16 protein-coding genes and 2 tRNA genes are annotated in these 20,338 nt (G+C 69.3%); 5 read left to right on the forward strand and 13 right to left on the reverse strand.

Going from position 1 to position 20,338, the window contains the following annotated elements; all coding sequences use genetic code 11:
* Positions 1–16: 16 nt before the first annotated feature.
* Both WC969_10395 and WC969_10400 read right to left on the reverse strand, forming a co-directional pair.
* Positions 17–2,278 carry an ATPase, T2SS/T4P/T4SS family gene (locus WC969_10395; GenBank protein ID MFA6030254.1) on the reverse strand — a complete coding sequence of 754 codons (2,262 nt, stop codon included), beginning with the start codon at positions 2,276–2,278 and terminating at the stop codon, positions 17–19.
* The gene (locus WC969_10400; protein MFA6030255.1) at positions 2,275–3,366 is read right to left on the reverse strand and encodes a type IV pilus twitching motility protein PilT; all 1,092 of its coding nucleotides are present in this window, start codon (positions 3,364–3,366) and stop codon (positions 2,275–2,277) included. Before WC969_10400 ends, WC969_10395 begins: the two co-directional genes overlap by 4 nt.
* Before the next feature lie 64 nt (positions 3,367–3,430).
* Between WC969_10400 and WC969_10405 the strand changes: the two genes are divergently transcribed.
* A complete protein-coding gene (locus tag WC969_10405) occupies positions 3,431–4,180 on the forward strand; it encodes a response regulator transcription factor (GenBank protein MFA6030256.1) in 750 nt (249 codons plus the stop codon).
* Here the strand turns inward: WC969_10405 and WC969_10410 are convergent.
* The 11 genes from WC969_10410 to WC969_10460 all read right to left on the reverse strand — a co-directional run bounded on the left by WC969_10410 (position 4,152) and on the right by WC969_10460 (position 13,329).
* Positions 4,152–5,360, reverse strand: a complete 1,209-nt coding sequence (locus tag WC969_10410) for a hypothetical protein (GenBank protein ID MFA6030257.1) — start codon at positions 5,358–5,360, stop codon at positions 4,152–4,154. The two genes, WC969_10405 and WC969_10410, sit on opposite strands and share 29 nt — an antisense overlap.
* Positions 5,357–5,575 (reverse strand): DUF167 domain-containing protein, encoded by a 219-nt coding sequence (locus WC969_10415; GenBank protein MFA6030258.1) that lies wholly within the window; start codon positions 5,573–5,575, stop codon positions 5,357–5,359. The genes WC969_10410 and WC969_10415 overlap by 4 nt, the downstream gene beginning before the upstream one ends.
* A gap of 153 nt (positions 5,576–5,728) precedes the next feature.
* Positions 5,729–5,801 (reverse strand) — tRNA-Pro (locus WC969_10420).
* Between the two features lie 553 nt (positions 5,802–6,354).
* Positions 6,355–6,714, reverse strand: a complete 360-nt coding sequence (locus WC969_10425; protein MFA6030259.1) for a hypothetical protein — start codon at positions 6,712–6,714, stop codon at positions 6,355–6,357.
* Between the two features lie 379 nt (positions 6,715–7,093).
* Entirely contained in the window at positions 7,094–7,654 is a 561-nt protein-coding gene (locus tag WC969_10430) for a hypothetical protein (protein ID MFA6030260.1), read from the reverse strand.
* Between the two features lie 2 nt (positions 7,655–7,656).
* Positions 7,657–7,788, reverse strand: a complete 132-nt coding sequence (locus WC969_10435) for a hypothetical protein (protein ID MFA6030261.1) — start codon at positions 7,786–7,788, stop codon at positions 7,657–7,659.
* Between the two features lie 255 nt (positions 7,789–8,043).
* Positions 8,044–8,114: transfer RNA gene (locus WC969_10440), tRNA-Gln, on the reverse strand.
* Between the two features lie 84 nt (positions 8,115–8,198).
* A complete protein-coding gene (locus tag WC969_10445; GenBank protein MFA6030262.1) occupies positions 8,199–9,164 on the reverse strand; it encodes an AI-2E family transporter in 966 nt (321 codons plus the stop codon).
* 23 nt (positions 9,165–9,187) lie between these two features.
* Positions 9,188–11,230 carry a hypothetical protein gene (locus WC969_10450; protein MFA6030263.1) on the reverse strand — a complete coding sequence of 681 codons (2,043 nt, stop codon included), beginning with the start codon at positions 11,228–11,230 and terminating at the stop codon, positions 9,188–9,190.
* 165 nt (positions 11,231–11,395) lie between these two features.
* Positions 11,396–12,598, reverse strand: a complete 1,203-nt coding sequence (locus WC969_10455) for a class I SAM-dependent rRNA methyltransferase (GenBank protein ID MFA6030264.1) — start codon at positions 12,596–12,598, stop codon at positions 11,396–11,398.
* Positions 12,595–13,329: a hypothetical protein gene (locus WC969_10460; protein ID MFA6030265.1), complete on the reverse strand. Its 735-nt coding sequence runs from the start codon at positions 13,327–13,329 to the stop codon at positions 12,595–12,597. The genes WC969_10455 and WC969_10460 overlap by 4 nt, the downstream gene beginning before the upstream one ends.
* Before the next feature lie 54 nt (positions 13,330–13,383).
* Between WC969_10460 and WC969_10465 the strand changes: the two genes are divergently transcribed.
* From WC969_10465 to WC969_10480, 4 genes are all read left to right on the forward strand, one after another.
* Complete coding sequence (locus WC969_10465; protein ID MFA6030266.1) at positions 13,384–14,907, forward strand: sodium/solute symporter; 1,524 nt, start codon at positions 13,384–13,386, stop codon at positions 14,905–14,907.
* A gap of 180 nt (positions 14,908–15,087) precedes the next feature.
* The gene (locus tag WC969_10470; GenBank protein MFA6030267.1) at positions 15,088–18,888 is read left to right on the forward strand and encodes a M48 family metalloprotease; all 3,801 of its coding nucleotides are present in this window, start codon (positions 15,088–15,090) and stop codon (positions 18,886–18,888) included.
* A gap of 230 nt (positions 18,889–19,118) precedes the next feature.
* Positions 19,119–19,271 carry a hypothetical protein gene (locus WC969_10475; protein ID MFA6030268.1) on the forward strand — a complete coding sequence of 51 codons (153 nt, stop codon included), beginning with the start codon at positions 19,119–19,121 and terminating at the stop codon, positions 19,269–19,271.
* Positions 19,272–19,415: 144 nt separating this feature from the next.
* Positions 19,416–20,228, forward strand: coding sequence for a hypothetical protein (locus WC969_10480; protein MFA6030269.1), 813 nt, complete (start codon positions 19,416–19,418; stop codon positions 20,226–20,228).
* Positions 20,229–20,338: the final 110 nt, after the last annotated feature.

Raw genomic sequence — 20,338 nt, forward strand, 5'->3', positions numbered from 1 at the left:
CGGTCCTCCTACGGCCTCACTCCGCGAGAATGATCTTCAACGCTTCCGCCAGAGACGTCTCCCCCTCCGCGACGAGCGCGAGGGTCGCCTCGCGCAGGGAGACCATCCCTTCCTTCACGGCCTGGGCCGTGATCCGGTCGTAGCTCCCTTCCGTCAGGATGACCTGCCGCATCTCCGGGCTGCGCACGGCCATGACCTCGAAGACGGGACGGCGCCCGACGTAGCCGGTCTGATGGCAGCGCGCGCAGCCGGCCCCGACGAAGACCTTCCCGAGCCGCGCGCGCTCCGCCTCGCTGAGCACCCGGGCCTCCTCCGGCGCGAGCGTCGCCTCCTGGCGGCAGTCGGGGCAGAGCGTCTTCACGAGCCGCTGGGCGATGACGAGCTTGACGCTCGCCGCGACGAGGTAGGGCGGCAGGCCCATGTGCGTCAGGCGGGTGATGGTCGCCGGGGCGCTGTTGGTGTGCAGCGTCGAGAGCACGAGATGCCCGGTGATCGAGGCCTTCACGGCGATCTCGGCGGTCTCCAGGTCGCGGATCTCGCCGACGAGCATGATGTCGGGGTCCTGGCGCAGGAAGGCGCGAAGGACGGACTCGAAGGTCAGGCCGACGCCGGCCTGGACGTGCACCTGGGTGATCCCGGGGAGGCGGTACTCGATGGGGTCCTCGGCCGTCATCACGTTGACGTCGCTCTGGTTGACCATCCCGATCATCGTGTAGAGCGTCGTCGTCTTCCCGCTGCCCGTCGGCCCGGTGACCAGGATGAGGCCGTGCGGCGTGAGGAGGGCGCGCTCGATGAGCTGGGAGTTCTCGGCCGAGAGCCCCAGCTCCTCCAGGCTCTTCTTGATCTTCGTGCCGCCGAGCACGCGCATGACGATCTTCTCCCCATAGGCGCTGGGCAGGGTGCTGACGCGGAACTCGGTCTTCTTCCCGTTGATGGTCGCCCGGAACTGCCCGTCCTGGGGCAGGCGGCGTTCCGTGATCGAGAGTTCGGACATGATCTTGACCCGGGCGCTGACCCGGGCGCCGAGGGAGCCGGGCAGGACCGTCAGGCGCTCGAGCGAGCCGTTGAGGCGCACGCGGACGACGAGGTCGTTCTCCTGCGGCTCGATGTGGATGTCGCTGGCGCCCATCTCGACGGCCCGCACGAGGATGCGGTTGAGACGCTTGACCAGCGGCGAGTTCTCGTCGATCTCCTCGAGCGCGCGGAGGTCCTCGGTCTTCTTCTCGGCCTTCTCGATGTCGACGAGCAGCTCCCCCGATTCCGCGAGGTCCTCGCGCTCGAGGTCCTCGAGCTGCGGCATGGCCTCCGCGTCGTCGGCCGCACGCGCGCGGACCCCGTGCCCCTCGTGCGGGTGGCCGCCGAAGGGAGACGCCGCGCCGGGAGTCGTCACCGCGGGGATGACGATCATGGGGGAGCGCCCGTTGCGCTGAGCCGGAACGGCCGGGCGCTCCGGCGGCTCGAGCGCCGGGGCCGGGGTCTCCTCGACCGGCGCGGGAGACGCCTCGGCGGAGGCCGGAGGCTCCTGCGGGACGGACGCCTCGTCGGCTTCGGCGGAGGGGAAAGGCAGCGGCGGGAGCTCCTGGGGAGCGGCGCGCTGGTCGTCGAAGCGCGGGCCTTTCTCCGCTCGCATCGCCCCGGACGCGCTCGGGGGCGCCGCCGGGGGCGCCTCCCGCGACGGACCTGCGGCGCTAGGGCCCGCCGCAGGGAGAGACGGCGCCGCGAAACCCTCCGGATGCTTGCGCGCGAGCGCCCGCGCCACGGCCTCGAGCAGGCGGGCGTTGGAGACCGGCTTCTCGAGGAAATCCTCGACGTCCATCCCCATCTCCTTGAGGTGGCGGCGGTGGGGAGCGCCGGTGAACATGATGACGGCCGCGGAGCGCAGCTCGTCGTCTTTGCGCAGCTCCTGGAGCACCTCATAGCCGTTGAGCCCGGGCATGTTGAAATCGAGGAGGATGAGGTCGGGCCGCTCCCGGCGGGCCGCCTCGAGCCCGCGCAGGCCGTCCTCGGCCGTCGTCACGTCATAACCGCTGCCGGAGAGGAGGAACTCCACGACCTCCCGGTAATCCTTCTTGTCATCGAGGACGAGGACGCGGGCGGCGCGCGCCAGGGCGGCGCCCGCGGCGGGCGCGGGCGGCGCGAGCGGCGCGGGCGGCGCTGCGGCGGCCTCGCGCTCGATGGCCGCGAAAGGATCGGCGCCCGCCGGCGCGGCCTCGGGCGACGCCCCCATGAGGGCGTCGAGCTCGCCCATGAGCTTGTCCATCCCGCCGGGGCCTTTCATGCGCGCACCCCCGCTCCGACCGGCGCCGGCGCCGCGCTCGGGCGGCCCGAGAGCCGCTGAGGGTCGTGCGCTTTGGACAGCGCCTCCGAGAGCGGGACGATCCCGCGCGCGACCATCTCCTGGAGAGACTTGTCGAGAGTGAACATGCCGAGGCGGCCGCAGGTCTCGATGGTATTCGGGATGAGGTGGCTCTTCCCCTCCCGGATGAGGTTCGAGACCGCCGGCGTCACCAGGAGAAGCTCGCGCGCCGCGATCATGCCCCGGCCGTCGCTGCGGCCCAGCAGGACCTGGGAGAGCACCCCTTTGAGCGTATCGGCGAGCTGGATGCGGACCTGCTGCTGCTGGTGCGCCGGGAAGACGTCGACGATGCGGTCGACGGTCTGCGCGGAGTCGGAGGTGTGGAGCGTGGCGAAGCAGAGGTGCCCGGTCTCCGCCGCCGTCAGCGCCATCGAGATGGTCTCGAGGTCGCGCATCTCGCCGACCATGATGACGTCGGGGTCCTGGCGCAGGGCGTGGCGCAGGGCCTCCGAGAAAGAGTGGGTGTCGGTGCCCACCTCGCGCTGGCGGACGATGCTCCGCCGGTTGGCGTAGACGTACTCGATGGGGTCCTCGAGCGTGATGATGTGCTTGCGATAGCGCTGGTTGATGTACTCGAGCATGCAGGCGAGCGTCGTCGACTTCCCGCAGCCGGTCGGCCCCGTGACGAGCACGAGGCCGCGGGGGAGGTCGGCGAGCCCCATGGCGGTCGGCCCGAGCCCCAGGTACTCGGGGGTCGGGATGGCGGCGGGGATGACGCGGAAGACGGCCTCGACCATCCCCTTCTGCTGGAGCACGTTCATGCGGAAGCGCGCGAGCCCCGGGACCTGGATGGAGCAGTCGAGCTCCAGCTTCTCCTCGAAGCGCGCCCGCTGCTCGTCATAGAGCAGGGAGAGCACCATCTTCCGGCACTCCTCGGCGGCGATGACGGGGAGGCCCGGCACCGGGACGACCTCGCCGCGCGCGCGCGCCATCGGCGGGCAGCCGGCGCTCAGGTGCAGGTCGCTGGCCCCCATGCGCACCGCGGCGGACAGCACGTCGATCAATTCCATGGCGCTTTCCTCCCCAGCCGACAGTGTAGCCGGGCGGGCTCAAATCCCCCTCAAATGGGCTAGAATGAGCAAGCGTCCGCGGGACGTTCCCATGACCGAATCCCTGCGCTACAAAGTGCTGGTCGTCGACGACGAGAGGGACGTCGCCGATTGCGTCGCGATCTGGCTGCGCAAGGCCCGCTTCGCGGTCGTGACCTGCTACTCCGGCGGGGAGGCGCTCGACAAGGTCATGGACTCCCTTCCCGATCTGGTCGTCATGGACGTCATGCTCGGCGACGCGGACGGCGTGGACATCTGCCGCCGGCTCCGCTTCGATCCCCGCACCCGTCACATCCCCATCATCCTGGTCTCCGGCTCGCGCACCAGCGAGGAGGACACCGTCACGGCCCTCTACGAGGGCGCCGACGACTACCTCGCCAAGCCGCTGACCCCGCGCAACCTCATCGCCCGGGTCTCGGCCGTCCTGCGCCGGATGCAGGCCCCGCAGGAGCTCGAGGACGTCCTGCACCGCAACGGGCTCACGCTCAACGTCTCCGAGCGGACGGCCCGGGTGAGCGGGCGCACGGTCCCGCTGACGCGCAAGGAGTTCGACCTGCTGACGCTGCTGCTGAGGCGGGAAGGGAAGGTCCTCTCCCCGAAGTACCTGCTGGAGACCGTCTGGGGCTACGAGCTGGAGGACTACAACGACACGCACACCGTCGAGGTCCACGTCTCGAGCCTGAAGCGCAAGCTCGGCCGGGCCTTCGCCGCCCGCATCGTCAACACGGTCGGCGCCGGCTACAGCTTCACGAAGTCTTCTTCGGGCCGAAGCTGAGCTCGAGGACGGCCTCGCCGGCGTCCGTACGCAGCTCGAGCGAGCCGCCGAGCAGGGAGAAGGACTCCCGGTACTCCGCGATGTCCCCCAGCACGCTCCCCCCCCCGTGCGTGAAGGCCGCGCTCATGCTCTGTCCGCCCTCGCAGGGGCGGTAGCTCACGCGCAGGACCCCCTCGGGCTCGACGCGGTCGGCCGCCCAGGCGAAGAGGTCGAGCAGCGCGTGCTTGAGCTGCACCGGGTCGACGTGGAGGGCGGGGAGCTCTCCCTGCGCGTCCTGGGACAGGGCGACGGACTTCTGGCGCAGGCGGAACTCGACGAGCGCGAGGGACTGCGCCCCCGCCTCGGGCAGGCGCAGGTCGCTGGGCTTGCCTTCTCCGCGCAGCAGCCCGATGACGTCGGCGACGAGGCGGCGCATCGAGCGCGCCGAGCCGCGGATGCGGTCGAGGTCGCGGCGGCTCGGGGCGTCGGGGGGCGCCGCCTCGAGGAGCACCTCGGCGCTGCCGAGCACCGACATGAGCTGGCTCTGCAGGTCGTAAAGGAGCTCTTCGAGCAGGATCCCGCGACGGCGAGCGCTCTGGACCCCGGGGAGCTCCGCGCGCGTCAGGCGCCGGGCCAGGCGGTCGAGGTCCCCGCGCGCCGCGTCGAGCGCGCCGTGCACGCGGCGCTCCTTGCTCGCCATGCGGAAGGTCACGGCGGCCGAGAGGGCGAGCACCGCCCCCTTGACGACGAGCTCGAGGTACTCCCAGTAGGGGCCGGTCTCCGCGAGGTCGAGGTAGAAGACCGCCATGAAGGCGACGGCGGCGAAGACGGCGAAGACCACGTGGCGGAGCTCGAGGTAGAAGCAGGCGGTGAAGATCGGCAGCAGGTACATCGGCCAGAAGTAGGACTCCCAGCGTCCGGAGGTGTCGAGGACCAGGGAGATGAGCACCGCGTTCGCGGCGATGGAGACCATGGGGACGAGCCAGAACTCCCCGCGGCGGCGCAGCAGGATCTGATAGCCGAGGTTGAAGCCGAGCAGGGCGGCGAAAGCCCAGAGCACCTCGGGGAAGTCGAGCATGGGGTTGCCCTTGCTGAGGACGGCCACGACGCCCATGCAGACGGAGAAGGCGATCTCCTGGACGCTGGTGATGCCGCCGGGCAGCCCGGGCCGGCCGGCGTCCTCGTCGATTCGCGTGCTCACGGGACCTCCACGATCTTGCTGGGGGAGCGTCCCCCCTTGATGAGGCGCAGGCGGCCGGGCGCGACTCCGAGCGCGCGGCCGAGCAGGGCGAGGCAGGCGGCGTTCGCCCGCCCGTCCTCCGCCGGGGCGCGCACCCAGAGCTCGTAGTGATCCTCCGCTTTGCGGAGGATCTCGTTCTTCTTCGAGCCCGGATGCACTCTCAGTTTGACTAACATGGCGCTTCCGGGCTTCTCGAAGTTCGGCCCGGAAGCGCCACGCGTAGGCGAGCTATTCCCGGCATCGAGTTCCCAATAAGGATTCTTCCGTTGTCCGTCATGTCTCCACGCAAACCCTCCGGGAATCCCCGTCGCGGGATTCCCGGAAAGACTTCGGGGCGCCCGGACTTGAACCGGGAACCTCCTGCTCCCAAAGCAGGCGCTCTGCCAATTGAGCTACGCCCCGTCTGTCGCTGCCGCGCTCGCCCGGCCGATCGGTAATCGGCCAGGGGGAGCGCGGTTCCCTCGCTGCGGAGAGGAAAAGTCCTTCCGACGTGGCCTCCGCTCGGCAGCTCTCCAAGGGGAAGGGCTCTGCCCTCCCCCGTTTCGTCGGCGCTCTCGGCCAGCTCGACCGAGGTTCCGCTCGGTCGAGGGCCAGGAGAGCTGAACCCCCACCCGAAGCGGAATCCTAATAAATCTTCAGTGCCGGCGCGTCCTCATTTGTCGCTGCCGCGCTCGCCCGGCCGATCGGTAATCGGCCAGGGGGAGCGCGGTTCCCTCGCTGCGGAGAGGAAGGGGTCCTTCCGACGTTCCCTCCGCTCGGCAGCTCTCCAAGGGGAAGGGCTCTGCCCTCCCCCGCTAAATCTGCCCCCTCCTTTGGCGCGTCGGCAAGCGTGCTTTGTCGGTCTTGCCGCGCTGTAACCTCCCCGGAGCGGTGTGGCGGCCGATGCCGCCACACTTAATAAGGGGATTTTACGTCAGGCCGATATTAGCACAATGGGAGAGGGGTGGAGGGAGGGTCAGGAGGAGAGCTGGAAGTAGAGGCGCAGGGCGAAGTAGGAGAGGAGGCGGAGGAGGCCGCAGGCCAGGAGGCCGACGATGGGGACGCTGAAGAGCATCCCGAAGAACATCATGGCGTTCCCCGGCCGGCTCGTGTCGCCGTCGAAACGCAGCGCGGCGATGAGCTGCGCGGAGGCGGCGAGGAACCCGGCCCAGCGTGAGATGCGCAGCGCGGGCGCGTACGCCCGATGGGAAGGCTCCGCCTCGGGCGAGCGCTTGCTCAGGACCCGGGGCAGGATGAACCCGAGCCCCGCCAGGATGAACAGGATGGACTTGTGCTCCAGGAGGAGCGAGAAAAGCCGGTCCATGAGATGCGACATCGGCAGAGTGTAGAGGTCTGCGAGGGCGATAGCAAGCCTACGGGACGAAGCCGGACAAGCCGCGGGCGAGGGTCTGGGGGGAGCCGTCCTAGGAGTCCGTCCGAGTAATAGCGTATTCCCCGGAGGCCCCAGCCTGTGTCGTGCGCAAGGCGTGAGGAGCGAGCATAGCCCCGCTATGTGAGCGAGGAGCAACGCAGCGCACGGCCGGGATGGGGCCTCCCGCTCCTCCTCGTATCCTCGTCGGAGGAGCGGGTCGCGCGCTATTGGGCTGCGCCTGCGTCGCTCGTCGCTTACAGGCCTTCAGGCCTGCGCGCTCCTCGCTCCTTGTCTCGCTCCAACAGCGCGCGACCGGAGAACACGCTATTACTCGGACGGACTCCTAGAGGGCGCTGAAGAGGCAGCCGAGGTTGGCGGGGTCGGGCTCGGGGCTGAGGTAGGGACCCATGGGGCCGGCGTCGGACTGGCCCGACGGGAGGAAGTAGAAGCCCTTCTGGACTCCGGCGCGGGCCTCCTTCCCTTCCACGATGGCGTGGAAGACGAGCGTGGGCTCGCCGACGAGGTCGACCGGGACGCCGACCGCCTTCGCGAAGAGCTTGGGGAGGATGGCGCACTCCACGAGCACCGAGGTCCCCCCTCCGACCCGGGGGTTGATGTTGACCTTCATCGAGCCTTCCTCGTCGACCCGGCAGCGGTGGCGCCAGCGCGAGCCGTCGCGGCGCTTGATGGCGATCTCGAGCTTGGAGTTGTTCCCGAGGACCCGCTCGCCGGGCTCGAGCGAGAACTCGAAGCGGACCTCATAGGATTCCCAGCCGAAGCGGCTGGAAAGCTCGACGAAGCGGCCGGTCGAGCCGAAGCCGCCCTCGTCGGAGACCTTATAGCGCTCCGCGGACGCGGGAGAAGCCCAGAGGAAGGCGAAGAAGAGGACGGCGGCGCTCTTCATCGCTACCTCGCGGTCGGGAGGGGACGCTGGGAGACGGGCTCGACGGCGTACGGGGATTCGATGCGCTGGGGGAGCACCCATACGAAGCGGTCGCGTCCTTCGCGCCGGATCATCGTGGGATGTCGCTGAGTCATGGCGATAGCATAGCCGGGCCATGTTTCGGCGGTATTGCGGAGCGTCCGGGGCTTCCACTCCTGCCCGGCAAAACAGAACGGCCCCCTCACGGGGGCCGTTCTGTCTCGATTCGATCGGACTACCCTCGAGCGCTCCGCGCTCGAGGGCGGGCCCCGATAAGATAGAGGTGCCGGGATTTGAACCTGGTCCGGACGCAGCAGGTTCTACTCCTGCCCGGCAAAACAGAACGGCCCCCTCACGGGGGCCGTTCTGTTTTGCCGGACTAGGATTTGAACCTAGACTAAGCGGTCCAGAGCCGCTTGTGCTACCATTACACCATCCGGCAATGGCGACATTTTAGCACATCTCCGTCGCTCTTCAAGAGCCGCCGGGCCCACCGAGCAGGACATCTCCGACGAGGACGGCGCCGTTATTTCGCGGGAAGGGCGCGCAGTTCCTGCTTCGCGTAGTGGAGCAGGGCGGGCGCGAGGATGATGCCGGGGATCCCCATGAGGCATTCGCCGAGCAGGATGGCGAGCAGGGTCTGCCACATCGGCGCCTTGATGCTCGAGCCGATGATGCGGCTGTTGAGGAAGTACTCCCCCTTGTGGATGACGACGAGGAAGCCGAGGGCGAAGAGCCCGTGGCGGATCGAGAGGGTCACCGCGGTGCCGACGATGATGGTGTTCGAGAGGATGTTGCCGATGATGGGCATCGTGCCGAGGATGAAGGTCGCGAGCACGAGGAAGAGGACGTGCGGGAAGCCCATGACCGACAGGAACACGGCCGTCAGCGCGGTGTTCACCAGCGAGATGAGGATCTGCGCCCCCAGGACCTTCTCGAAGCTCGCCATGAAGAGGGCCACGCGGGCCGCGCATTCGGTCCGGAGGGCGTCATAGAGGTTCTCCCCCCGCGGAGCGTCGGGCTCGCGGAAGAAGCAGAGGATGGCGACGAAGATGGCGATGAGGATGTGGAAGAAGCGCAGGGTCACGATGCCGCTCACCTTCGAGATGACGTCGGCGTTGTCCTGGATCTCCTTGATGACGACCTCGCGCAGCTCGTAGGCGTTGTCGAAGGGGAGGTCGAAGCCGTAGGACTGGACGAAGGCGATGATCTTCGGGATGGCGGTCGCCGCGATCTGGGGGAGCGTGGAGAGGGTCTGCTGGACGAAGCGCACGAACATCCAGAAGACCGAGGCCGCGACCACCAGGTAGATGACCAGGGCCAGCCAGCGCGACGCCGTCGGGCCCAGGCGCAGGCGCAGGAGCCGGTCGGTGCCCTGGAGCAGCATGAAGGAGAAGAGGCCGGCCAGGAGCACGGGGCCCAGCCCGAGCCAGACGCTCCCCGCCAGAAGGAGCGGGATGGCGAGATAGGAGAGCTTCTTCACCGTGGTCATGCCGAGAGGATACAAATTTCAGGTCAGCGCTTGGGCGGACTCGTATTGCTGGCGGCGACGCCGGCGCGCAGCTTGAGCCAGAGCAGGCCGAGCGGCACCATCGCCGCCGCGAAGACGCCGAAGGCGGCCGCGCCCGGGAAAGCCCCGAACACGAACTTCGCGGCGAGCAGGGCCAGGCCCGTGAGCGAGAGCGAGGCGATCTCGACGAAGCTCATGACGTGCGGCTGGTCGGCGGGATCGGTGACGATGGACTGCAGGCGGCTGCGCAGCTTGAGGACGACGACGTTCTGGATGAGCCCGAAGGGGATCATCGCGAGGGCCGGCAGAGAAAGGTAGCCGAGCCAGGAGAGCCAGGAGGGAAGGACGAGCGCGGCGCCCAGCGTCGGCACGGGCAGAGCCATGAGCGCGACCGCCGCGAGCCCGAAGGCCGCCATGCGCATCCACTTCAGCAGCGCGACCTTGAGCTGGGCCTTCTCCCAGGCGTGGACCTCGCCGGCGGCCATCGGCGGCCGCCGCGCGGCCAGGCGCCGGCCCTGGAACATCAGGTAGAGCCCCGAGAACATCCCCCCGAGCCCGTAGAGGCCCGAGATGAAGCCGGCGACGCCGGCGGCGGCCTCGGGGTTCGCGTTCCCCATCAGCATGAGGCCGAAGCCCGGCGCGAGCATCTTGTAGAGCAGCGGCGTCATGAGCATGTAGCCGGCGTAGGCGAGGAAGGCGGCCCGCAGGGCCGGGTCGGAGAAGACGAGCTTGGCCCCGCGCGTGAGCTCGGCCCAGGTGCCCTCCGAGGCCTCCCGCTCTCCCTTCATGTCGTCGAGCGGCCCCAGGTGCCTGAAGCCGCTGCGGGAGAACGCGGTCGCGAGGAGGAAGCCCAGGGGCACGAGCACGAGCGCGGGGATGAAGCCGTGCGCGGCGATCATGACGCCCGCGAGCATGCTCAGCGTGGTCCCCATCACGTCGCAGACGAACATGTCCCAGCCCCAGAAACGCTCGAGCTTCGCGCGGCTGCGGCCCGCGACGTGCGGGGCGACGGAGTCGTTCGCGTTCCACCACATCCCGTGGGCCACGCTGTAGACGAAGAGGCAGGCCATGAGCAGCGGCGCGCCGAGCAGGCCGAGGGCGTAGGCCCCGGCGAGGGTGACCCCGGCGCCCAGGCCGAGGACGAGTGCTCCTTGGTAGACGTTGCGCAGGCCGTAGCGGGAGATGAGGCGGGGCGAGAGCAGCTGCCCGACGATGGAACCCGCGGTGAACACGACGCCGGTCATCGAGAAGTCGCCGCTGAGCTTCTCGGCGAGCATCGGGGCCGCGACCTCCATGGCGGTGACCGCGATCCAGAGCGAGGCCGAGGACTGCAGGAAGCGCCCGGCCGTACGCCCGAGCGAGACGCTGCGCGCCTGGAGGTCCTCCTCGACGCGCGGCGCGGGGGCGGGAGGCGGGTCCGCGACCGCCGACGCCGGATCGCCCGAACGCTCGAGCCCGCTCTTCCCCGGCTCGCTCTTCCCCGCGGCGACCGGAGAGCCCGAGACGTCATCGGCGGCGAGCGAACGCGATGCGAACGCGCGGCGCAGTTCGGCGAAGTGCCGGATGACGAGAGAACGGCGGCGGACGCCGTCCGAGCGGGCGTCGTAGCGCGCGGCGCCGGAGGCGTAGCGGGTCGGGAGCGCGGCGGCCTGCGAGACGGGGACGGAAGACTCCGTCCCCAGGAGCGTCTTGACCGCGCGGTCGAGCGCGCGCTCCGGCGAGACGGACGCGGGGACGGCGGAGGGACGCGCGATGGGCGCGGCGGGAAGCTCCGCGGAGCCGAGGACGGCCGCGGCACGGACCGGAAGCCGGAGCTGCGGCGCCGGGGTCGACGGGAGCGGGGCCGGGACGGAGAGCGTCCCGGGAAGGACGAGGTTCTGCGGCAGGACCGCACCGCGGGACGCCGCCGCGCCGACGACGACGCCGGGGACGGAGGCGGAGACCGGGACGGGCTGGACGACGACCTGGGCGAACGCGGCGTAGGGCGAGAGCCCCGGAGAGAGGGCGAGCAGGACGGCGGAGAGGAGCGTGGCGAAGAAGCGTTTCATCCAGACGGGTCCGGGAATCCCGACGGGGATTCCCGGATAGTCTAGATGACGGAGCGAGGATTCCCGAGGGCCCTATGGGGAAGGCGACGGGCCCGAAGGGCCTCCGCCGCTCTAGGTCTTGCCGGTCCTATCCGGCGGTGCGGGAAGCCCGCAGGGGAACCCCGCTTAGAAGACCCGGCACCAGAGGGCCTTCAGGTACTCCCCCTCCGGATGGTCGGCCGCGAACGGATGGTCGGGGCCGACCCCGCTCTTGCGGAAGATCTGCACGCGGCGCCCGGCCGAGCCCGCGGCGGTGCGCACGAACTGCTGGAACTCCTCCCAGTGGACCATGCCGCTGCAGGAGCAGGTGAGGAGGATGCCTCCGGGCTCGACGACGCTGAAGGCGAGGCGGTTGAGGTCGATGTACTTGTGGCGGCCCTCGCCGTAGGCCTCCTTCGAGGCGATGAGCTTGTAGGGGTCGAGGACGACGAGGCCGAAGCGGTCGCCGTTGGTCGCCATCTGCCGCAGATAGGTGAAGGCGTCGGCGCAGACCGTGCGCAGCTTGTGGAGCTGGTTGATGTTCGCGTTGCGCCGGGCGAGCGCGGAGGCCTCCTCGTCGAGCTCGACGCAGGTGACCTCGGCGGCCCGGGCCCGCGCCATGTACAGGCCGAAGCCGCCCGTGTAGCTGCAGACGTCGAGCGCGCGCCGGTCCTTCGCGAAGGCGGCGGCGGCGAGCCGGTTCTCGCGCTGGTCGCAGAAGAAGCCCGTCTTGTAGCCGCCCGAAGGGGTGACCTCGAAGACGAGCCCGTTCTCGTGCACGCGGGTCTTCGCGCCCTCGGGCGTCGGGAGTTTGAAGCCCTCCATCGTCTGGGTGTGCTGGCTGGCGCGGCGCACGAAGTGCGCGCCCGGATAGTGCTCCAGGAGGGCGCGCTCGAGGACCTCCGCCTGGCGGAACATCCCGAGCGAGTAGAACTCGAGCACGATCCAGTCGTTGTAGCGGTCGACGACGAGCCCCGGCAGGCCGTCGCCGAGGTCGTGGACGAGCCGATAGGCGTCGGTGGACGCGTCGAGCCCGAGGGTCTCGCGGCGGAAGGCGACCGCCCGGCGGATGCGCTCGCCGAAGTAGGCCGCGGGGTCGAAGGCGACCACGCCGCGCTCGAGCAGGCGCAGGGCGATGAGGCTCTTCGGGTTGTAGATCGCGACGCCGTAGGGGGCGTTGGACTTGTCGAAGACCGCCACGATGTCGCCGGCGCGCGCCTTGGGGTCCGCGTCGTCGATCATGCGCTTGAAGAGCTGCGCGCCGGAAGCGGCCGAGCGCAGGCGCACCCAGGGGAGGGCGCCCTCGTAGACGGGCGGCGGGCGGCGCTCGCGGCGGACCGGTTCGCTCACTTGAACAGGCCCTTGAGGAGCTTGCCGGCCTGCTTGCCCGCGTCGCCTGCGACGCCCTCGAGGGCCTTGGCCCCGCCCTTGAGGAGGTCGCCGCCGCCGGCGACGGCCTTCCCGACGCCGCGGCCGACCTCGCCGACGACCTGAGAGAAGACGTCCTTCGCGCTCGCGCCGTTCGACTTGCGGCCGATGTCGCGCAGCTCGATGGCGGGAAGCGGGATGGAGAGCTCCTTGCCCCCCAGCAGGGCCGCGCTGAGGTTCACCTTCCCCTCGCGCACCGCGAAGAGGTCCACGATGACCTTCTTCTCGCTCCTCTTCGCCTGCCGCGACTCCTTCGGAGCGGCAGGCGAAAAGGCCTCGACGTTCTTCTGGATGCGGGCGATGTTGCTGCCGCCGGGCCCCATCTCATAGGTGATCTCGGGCGCCTCGACGACGACCTCGCGCACGACCAGGGTGTCGCTCAAGAGCGAGCGCAGGTCCACGGCGACGCGGACCGCGCCGACCTTCACGGCCGCCTCGGTCTTGTAGCCCTGGGGGTTGCCGACGAAGAGGCCGCGCAGGGAGCCGCGGCCGCTGAAGGGCGAGATGGAGACGGAGGCGAGGCGGACCTCCACGCCCGCGACGCGGGGACCGGCGGCCTCGACGGCGGCCTTCACGACGGCGCCGAGCCGGAGGTAGACGACGCCGGCGGCGACGATGAGCGCGACGAGCACGAGGAGGAGGAGCTTCTTCATGGCTTCAAGAGTATCGCATTGACGGCCCGCGCCGCAAGACGCATAATCGCCGACATGAGCTTTGGATTCCTCGACGGAGCCGTCCTGGCCGCCTACGTCGCCGCCCTCGCCTCCATCGGCTGGTGGGCCGCGCACCGGACCCACAAGACCACCGACGACTACTTCCTCGCCGGCCGCTCCATCCCGTGGCTCGTGACGCTGGCGAGCTTCCTGGCCACCTGCATCAGCGCCCTCACCTTCGTCGGCACGCCGGGCGAGGGCTACCGCGCCGACTACCGCTACCTCTTCAGCAACATCGGGGACATCGCCGCGACCTTCTTCGTGGCCGGCTTCATCCTCCCCGTCTACCAGAAGCTCGGGGTGACCTCCATCTACCAGTACGCCGCGGAACGCTTCGGCCCGCCCGTGCGCACGGCCTGCTCGGGCTACTTCCTGCTCTCGCGCACGCTGGCCTCGACGGTCCGCATCGTGGCCATCGCCAAGGTGCTCGAGGTCGTCTCGGGCGGCAGCCTCCCCTACTCCGGCTGCGTCGTCATCGTCATCGGCGTCATCCTCGCCTACACGACGATGGGCGGCGGCCGGGCGATCGCCTGGACCGACCTCATGCAGTTCATCCTCCTCATCTCCGGCGCCGTCATCGCCCTCGTCTACATCGTCATGCACGTCCCGGGCGGAGTGCACGGCATCATCGACGCCGGTCGCCACGCGGTGCGCCCGGACGGCACCGAGTACAACAAGTTCAACTTCCTCGAGCTCTTCAAGCCGGCGAACCTCGGGCTCCTCCTCCTGCTCTCGGTCTGGGGCTTCTTCCAGTCCTCGGCCGCCTACGGCACCGACCAGGACATGGTCCAGCGCCTGCTCGCCTGCAACGACCAGCGCAAGGCGCGCTGGAGCCTCATGCTCTCGGGCCTGGCGGGCATCCCCATCACCTTCCTGTTCCTCAGCATCGGGGTGGCGCTCTACGCCTACTCCCTCTCGCACCCGGAGCTCGTCGCCGGGATGAAGGACCCCGACCACATCTTCCCGCGCTTCATCCTCACGACCCTGCCCGAGGGCCTGCGCGGCCTCCTGCTCGCGGCCGTCGCATCGGCCGCCATGGGCAGCTCGGACTCGGCGCTGGCCTCGCTCTCGACGGCCTTCACGATGGACTTCTACAAGCGCTTCTGGGGGCAGGACGCGAGCGAGGAGCGCTGCGTGAAGGTCTCGAAGCTCTCGTTCGTGGGCTTCGGGCTCCTCTTCATGTTCTTCGCGCTCACCGTCAAGAACCTCGACAGCCTGCTCTGGCTGGCCTTCAAGATCGTCTCCTTCACCTACGGCCCGCTGCTCGGAGTCTTCCTGACCGCCATCTTCACGGACTGGAAGGTGCCCGCCCGACGGCTCATCGTCCTGATGCTCGCGGTGACGCTGTCCACCTTCGCGCTGGGGATGACGGCCTGGCAGCTGACCCCCGCGGGGGTCACCGAGGGCTTCTGGGCCCAGCTCCACCTGACGTACTGGCGCCTCTACATCATCTTCGGCGCCCTCGCCATCCCCGCCGGGTCGTACTTCCTGCGCGAGAAAGCCCCGACGACGGCCTGACGCGCTCGCCGGAGACGTCCGCGGCGTCCCACGGACCTACATAAGGCCCGGGCTCATCACGCCCGGTCCGCATCCCCAAAGGGCTCATCTCTCCCAGCCCCCGTCTACCGTAGAATCCGGGGTGTGAGCACCCTTCGCGCGATTCTCCCGACGGCTATCGAACGCCGTCATCCTTCCTGCATGAGGCCGACCATGAACACCCGCATCCCCTGCCGCATCCTGGCCGCGATCCTGTCCGCGGTCCTCCTCCTCGAATCCCCCGGCCTCGCGGCCGCGCAGGCCGTCGGAGCGGTCTTCTCCTCGCACGTCCCCGGCACCCCGGCGGCGGGCGCGCAGGTCGGCGTCGCGGCGACGCTCGCGCCCCCCTCCGCGAAAGGCGCGACGCTCGGCCTCCAGCCGGTCCTGCAGGGCTCGGCGCTGAAGCTCGAGACCCTGCCGCAGGTCCAGGCGCAGGTCCTGCCCGCGCTCCTCCTCCAGAAGAGCCCCTCCGCGTTCGTCGACGGCGTTCAGCCCGCCCCCGTCGCGGTCCAGACCGGAGCGAAGACGTTCGTTCCGGCGGCCGTCCCCCTCCGGCGGACGGAGGCGGCCGCGCCCGTGCAGACGGACCCCGGCGCCGCCGTCGGCCTGCGCGAGCGCTTCGTCCAGTGGTCGGCAGGCCTCGGCCAGCAGGATCGGAAGGTCTCGACCCTTCCGACCCTCCTCCACCGCCTCTTCGAGAACGGCCGCGCGGCGCAGGACGATCAGCCCGCGGCGGCCGTCGCCGGGCCCCTGACGAGCGCCGTCAGCGGGTTGGCGCCGGCGCAGGACGCTTCCTTTAAGAGTCCCGAGCAGGTCCCCGCGCCCGCGCCGGTTCCAGCCCCGCAGGCGAAGAAGAGCCTTCTGCGGCCTTTGATGATCGGGGTCCTCGCGGGAGCCATCGGCATCATCATCCCCGGGATCATCACCGCGGTGGCGGTGAACGGCTTCGGCTATCAGCTCCATTCGAACTACATGAGCCCGGAGAACATCGTCATCAAGGGCGTCGCGCAGGCCCTCCGCATCGGGACGGGCGGCGCCATCATCGCCCCCATCGCCGAAGAGGTGCTCTTCCGCGGCGGCATGATCGGCGGGCTCGCCTGGCTTGGGACGAAGGCCGCCGACTCGGGCCTCGCCCGCCGTCTCGGCCTCTCCGAGAAGCCGTTCTTCCGGAAGCTCATGACGACCTACCTCCCGCTGGTCGTCTCCTCCGCGATCTTCGTCGTCGTCCACGAGACCGGCGACCCGCTCATGATGGCCGCGCGCTTCATCCATGCGCTGATCCTCGGCTACGTCTTCCAGCAGGACGGCCTGCTCGCCTCGAGCATGATGCACATCGTCAACAACAGCATCCCCATGGCCGGGCTCGTCGGAAGCAAGCTCTACGGGGTGCCCGGCACCAGCATCTCCGGGCTGGCGTTCTCCGCGATGCTCTACTTCGCCTACAAATCCGCCCGGGCGCTCTGGAAGCAGCGGCAGGACCATCGCGAAGGGCGCATCGTGTCCACGCCGCTGACCGCGCCGATCGCCCTGTTCCTGGCCGCCGTCAGCATCTTCGGAGTGGCCTGGCCGATCACCCCGGTCACCCTGCTCATCTCGGCCACGGCCGCCGTCCTCCTCCTCGGCTACGTCCTCGCGCCGGTCTACCGTCCCTACTTCCCCCGCCTCCTCTCGCCGGGGACCGCGATGTTCCTCTCCGCCCTCCCCGCGGCGGAAGGGTTCGTCGTCAACCTCCTGGGCGCGGCCGCGAAGGCCTTCTTCCCCGCGCTGATCATGGGCAACCTCGTCCTCGTCGCCGCGGCCGCCGCGGCGCTGCTCGTCTACGTCCCCCTGGCCGCCCGCCGCAAGGGCGCGCCCGCCTCGCCGCTGACGGCGGGAGGGATCCTCCCCCTCGTCGGCGTCAGCCTGCTGGGGCTCGTCCTGACCTCGATGTCCATGCTCCCGGCGATCGCCTCCGCGACGATGGCCATCGCGCTGCTCTCCCACCTCTGGGTCATCCAGGGCCAGAGCGCCCCCGCCGCCGCCCCTTCGGACGCTCCCGCGTCCGTCCCGGCCTTCTGGAAGCGGGCGCTCGAGCGGACCCGCCGCGCCGACCACATCCGCCAGGTGCGTGAGCGCCAGACGAGGGAGGGATCGGACGCCCTCGTGAAGAGGGCGCTGGCCGTCGAAGCCGCCCTCGACCTCCAGGAGACCGGAAGGCCCGCCGCGGAAGCGCCTCCCGCCTTCCCGGCGGAACCGCCGGCGGCGCCGAAGGCTTCGTCCTCGTGGACCGCGGGTCTCCGCGGCCTGCTCCTGGGCTGGCTGGGACGCCCCCACAAACAGCGGCCCTCGAAGGGCGCTCAGTACATCCCGCCGCCGCTGCCCGTGCTCTCGACGCTGTCCCGCGTGCTGGACCCGCTCCCCGCGCCCGTGCGCGTGGGCCTCGTGGCCGGCGCGGTCGCCCTCCTGGACTTCGCCGCCCGCGCCCTGGCCCCGGCGGTCTTCGGCTTCTCGGCGGCCGCGAGCCTCTGGGCGGTGGTCGGCGTCGGCGTGGTGATCGCGCCCCTGCTCCTCGCCGACCGCCTGCGCCTGGCCGAAGAGAAGGACGCCGCCGTCCGCCCTCTCCAGAAGCGCGAGGACGTCCTCCTCGGCGTCTTCTTCGGGGCGGCGCTCGTCCTGGCGCTCGGCCTGGCTGCGAGCGCGGTCCCGGTCTCGACGCTGCTCCTCGCGGCGCTCGAGCCCTTCTCGAAAGCGGCGGGAGTGATGAGCCTCGCTCCCTTCCTCGGGCTCCTGGCCCTCGTCGCCGCCGTGCCCCTGCTCTACGGCAGCGGACACATGGCCTGGGCCCTGCGCAACCATCGCGTCATGGGGCCGGTCCTTCCGCTCGACGTCATCTTCCGGCTCCTGCTCATCAACACGCTCTGGATGCCGGGGAACCTCTTCATGTTCGCGAGCGGGACGTTCGCCCTCCCCATCGCGACCGTCGTCGTCGGACTGATGCCGCTGCTGAGCTTCTTCATGAGCGGGAGTTCGCTGCTGATGATGTCGAAGCTCGGCGCCTCGAAAGAAGCCCTCGCGCAGGACACGGCCTCCGTGCGCAGGCCCTGGACGCGAGGCCTCAACGGGGAAGCCCCCCGCTACGGTCCCGAATGGCGCATCGGGAACGGCGAAGCGACCGGCGACCTCGCCCGGGGAGCCGTGCGCTCGACCCGCATGAGCTACCTCGCGGCGCTGGGACTCCTCCTCGCGGTCTCCGTCGCCTTCTTCGGCCTCACGCACTTCTCCCTCGGAGCGTTCCTCCCCGAGTTCCTGAAGGCCGTCGCCGGCCTCAAGAACGGCCTGCCGGTCCTGCTGACCTGGGGCTTCCTGCCCGCGCTGTTCTTCGGCGCGAAGAAAGCGAAGCCCGGTCCGCTGGTCGACACCGTCGCGGAGCTGGCGGACAAGGCCGGGCTGCCGAAGCCCGGCGTCTTCGTCGGCGCCGACGAGTCGAAGGAGCCCAACAGCCTCGCCGCCGGCATCCTCCAGCGCCTCTCGACGATCTCGATCCTCGGCTCATTGAGGAAGCTCCTCACCCCGGGAGAGCTGCGCGCGTTCCTGGCGCACGAGCTCAGCCATCTCCGGCACCGCGCGATGGCGATCACGCTCTTCGGGATCGTGCTGCTCCAGACGATGCTGCTCTCCTCGGGGACCGGGAGCATCCTGCAGAGCGCGGCGATGCTCTGGGGCCCGGTCGCATGGACGCTCGCGCTGATGCTCGTTTTCCGGGCCGAGGAATTCATGGCCGACGCGGAGTCCGCGGCGCTCGCGCGCTCCCCCCGCGCGATGGGCACCGGCCTGCGCAAGACCAACACGATCGACGCGCTCACCGCGCGCAACGCCCCGGTCGAGGAGACGAACGCGCTCTACCGGCTCCTCGACGCGCATCCGACCATCCCCCAGCGCATAGCGGCCCTCAACGAGATGATGAGTCCGACCGAGCGGAAGTAGCCCGGGAAGACCGGCTCCCGGCCGGGTGACGCTGCGCCTGCGGCGACATTTCGCCGCAGGCGCGTCGTTTTCCGGGTTACGGCATGCCGCCTTTTGCGAACCGCCGTGATTAGGACCGAAGACGGCGCGGGCGGGGCCTCCCGCCTCAGCCGGACCGCGCCCCCTCCCGCTACACTCTCATCGAGGGCAGGACGAGGCCGCTCAGCGTCCGAACCCTCGCGGAGGGAGTCATGAAATCGTCCATCCTTGTCGCCCTGGCCCTGATCCTCACGGGGATCGCGCTCATGGGGGTCGCGGAAGCGTCCGCGAAGGCGAAGGTCTCGCTGCAGACCGTCGACGGCGGCCTCATCAGCCCCTGCGACAACATCCTCACCAAATGCTGAACAGGGAAGCCCGGATTCCCCGGCAAAGCGCATCGTAGGCCGCGCTGAAGCCGGGGAATCCGGGTCTCGCTTCGTCCTGACGGAATCATCTTTGGGAGAGAAAACAGTTAAAATGCGTCCGCCCGTATCCCACGGAGATATCTCATGAGTCCGTCCAACATACGTGCCCCTTGGCTTTGCTGCGCCGTCGTTCTGGCGCTGGCCGCTTCCGTCTATGCGGAAGCCCCGGTCAAAGCGGAGGCCGAAGCATCAGGAGCGAAGTCTCCCGTCCAGATCACCCTGCGCCTGCTGAAGAAAAAAATAAAGGCTGATGAACGCTTCTGGTATCAGATCGAGCTGAAGAACATCGGGAAGAAGCGCTTCCCCGTCATCAGCGAAGTCTTCTACGACCCCTTCGAGCTCTACTATAACTGCGAGCGCAAGTATGACGTTTATCTCGAGGTACTGGGACCGGACGGGAAAAAGCTCGAACGTGCTCCGCTGCTGATGGACTATGTCGATACCGGGGAAGACGACGACCCCCAGACGGATACACCGCCGACCCCCAAGGAAAAGGCTTGGCTGCTCAAACGCAATGAACTCGTCGCCAAGGGAGTCCCAGAACCCGATTTGACGCTCGCCTTGTTGGAGTACAATCGCGAGCTCAACGAAAAGGAACGCCGTGAGAAGCCCATCGGTTTCTGGCTCTACCCCGGGAAATCGACCGCGACGGTCGCCTCGAGCTTCCCTGGCCATGGGGAACGCACGGACCGCGCCCGTCGCCCCCCCATCGGGCCCTTTACTGAGATGTGGGAGTATGAATTCAAGCAACCTGGGAAATACAAGATTCGCGCCGGTTACAACTTCCTTCCAGGAAAACCCTCTTCAAAATTCAAGGAACATCGCGACCCCGATCAAATAAAGGTCGAAACGCAGTTTATCGAAGTTGAAGTGACCCCATCGACGTCTCCCCGCTAAACTAGGCCGCGCCTGATTGTGGTTCCGAGGTGCTAAACTGGCACAACGGAGGCCCGACAATGGCGCGAAAGCGATACACGGAAGAGCAGATCGTCTCGATCCTGAAGGAG

Source organism: Elusimicrobiota bacterium (assembly GCA_041660925.1).
Taxonomy (GTDB): domain Bacteria; phylum Elusimicrobiota; class Elusimicrobia; order UBA1565; family UBA1565; genus JBAZUV01.

Excerpts from the sequence above, each read along its gene's own strand:
- WC969_10395 (MFA6030254.1), bottom strand. The coding sequence starts at position 2,278 with ATGAAAGGCCCCGGCGGGATGGACAAGCTCATGGGCGAGCTCGACGCC.
- WC969_10400 (MFA6030255.1), bottom strand. The coding sequence starts at position 3,366 with ATGGAATTGATCGACGTGCTGTCCGCCGCGGTGCGCATGGGGGCCAGC.
- WC969_10405 (MFA6030256.1), top strand. The coding sequence starts at position 3,431 with ATGAGCAAGCGTCCGCGGGACGTTCCCATGACCGAATCCCTGCGCTAC.
- WC969_10415 (MFA6030258.1), bottom strand. The coding sequence starts at position 5,575 with ATGTTAGTCAAACTGAGAGTGCATCCGGGCTCGAAGAAGAACGAGATC.
- WC969_10425 (MFA6030259.1), bottom strand. The coding sequence starts at position 6,714 with ATGTCGCATCTCATGGACCGGCTTTTCTCGCTCCTCCTGGAGCACAAG.
- WC969_10430 (MFA6030260.1), bottom strand. The coding sequence starts at position 7,654 with ATGAAGAGCGCCGCCGTCCTCTTCTTCGCCTTCCTCTGGGCTTCTCCC.
- WC969_10435 (MFA6030261.1), bottom strand. The coding sequence starts at position 7,788 with ATGACTCAGCGACATCCCACGATGATCCGGCGCGAAGGACGCGACCGC.
- WC969_10445 (MFA6030262.1), bottom strand. The coding sequence starts at position 9,164 with ATGACCACGGTGAAGAAGCTCTCCTATCTCGCCATCCCGCTCCTTCTG.
- WC969_10450 (MFA6030263.1), bottom strand. The coding sequence starts at position 11,230 with ATGAAACGCTTCTTCGCCACGCTCCTCTCCGCCGTCCTGCTCGCCCTC.
- WC969_10460 (MFA6030265.1), bottom strand. The coding sequence starts at position 13,329 with ATGAAGAAGCTCCTCCTCCTCGTGCTCGTCGCGCTCATCGTCGCCGCC.
- WC969_10465 (MFA6030266.1), top strand. The coding sequence starts at position 13,384 with ATGAGCTTTGGATTCCTCGACGGAGCCGTCCTGGCCGCCTACGTCGCC.
- WC969_10470 (MFA6030267.1), top strand. The coding sequence starts at position 15,088 with ATGAGGCCGACCATGAACACCCGCATCCCCTGCCGCATCCTGGCCGCG.
- WC969_10475 (MFA6030268.1), top strand. The coding sequence starts at position 19,119 with ATGAAATCGTCCATCCTTGTCGCCCTGGCCCTGATCCTCACGGGGATC.
- WC969_10480 (MFA6030269.1), top strand. The coding sequence starts at position 19,416 with ATGAGTCCGTCCAACATACGTGCCCCTTGGCTTTGCTGCGCCGTCGTT.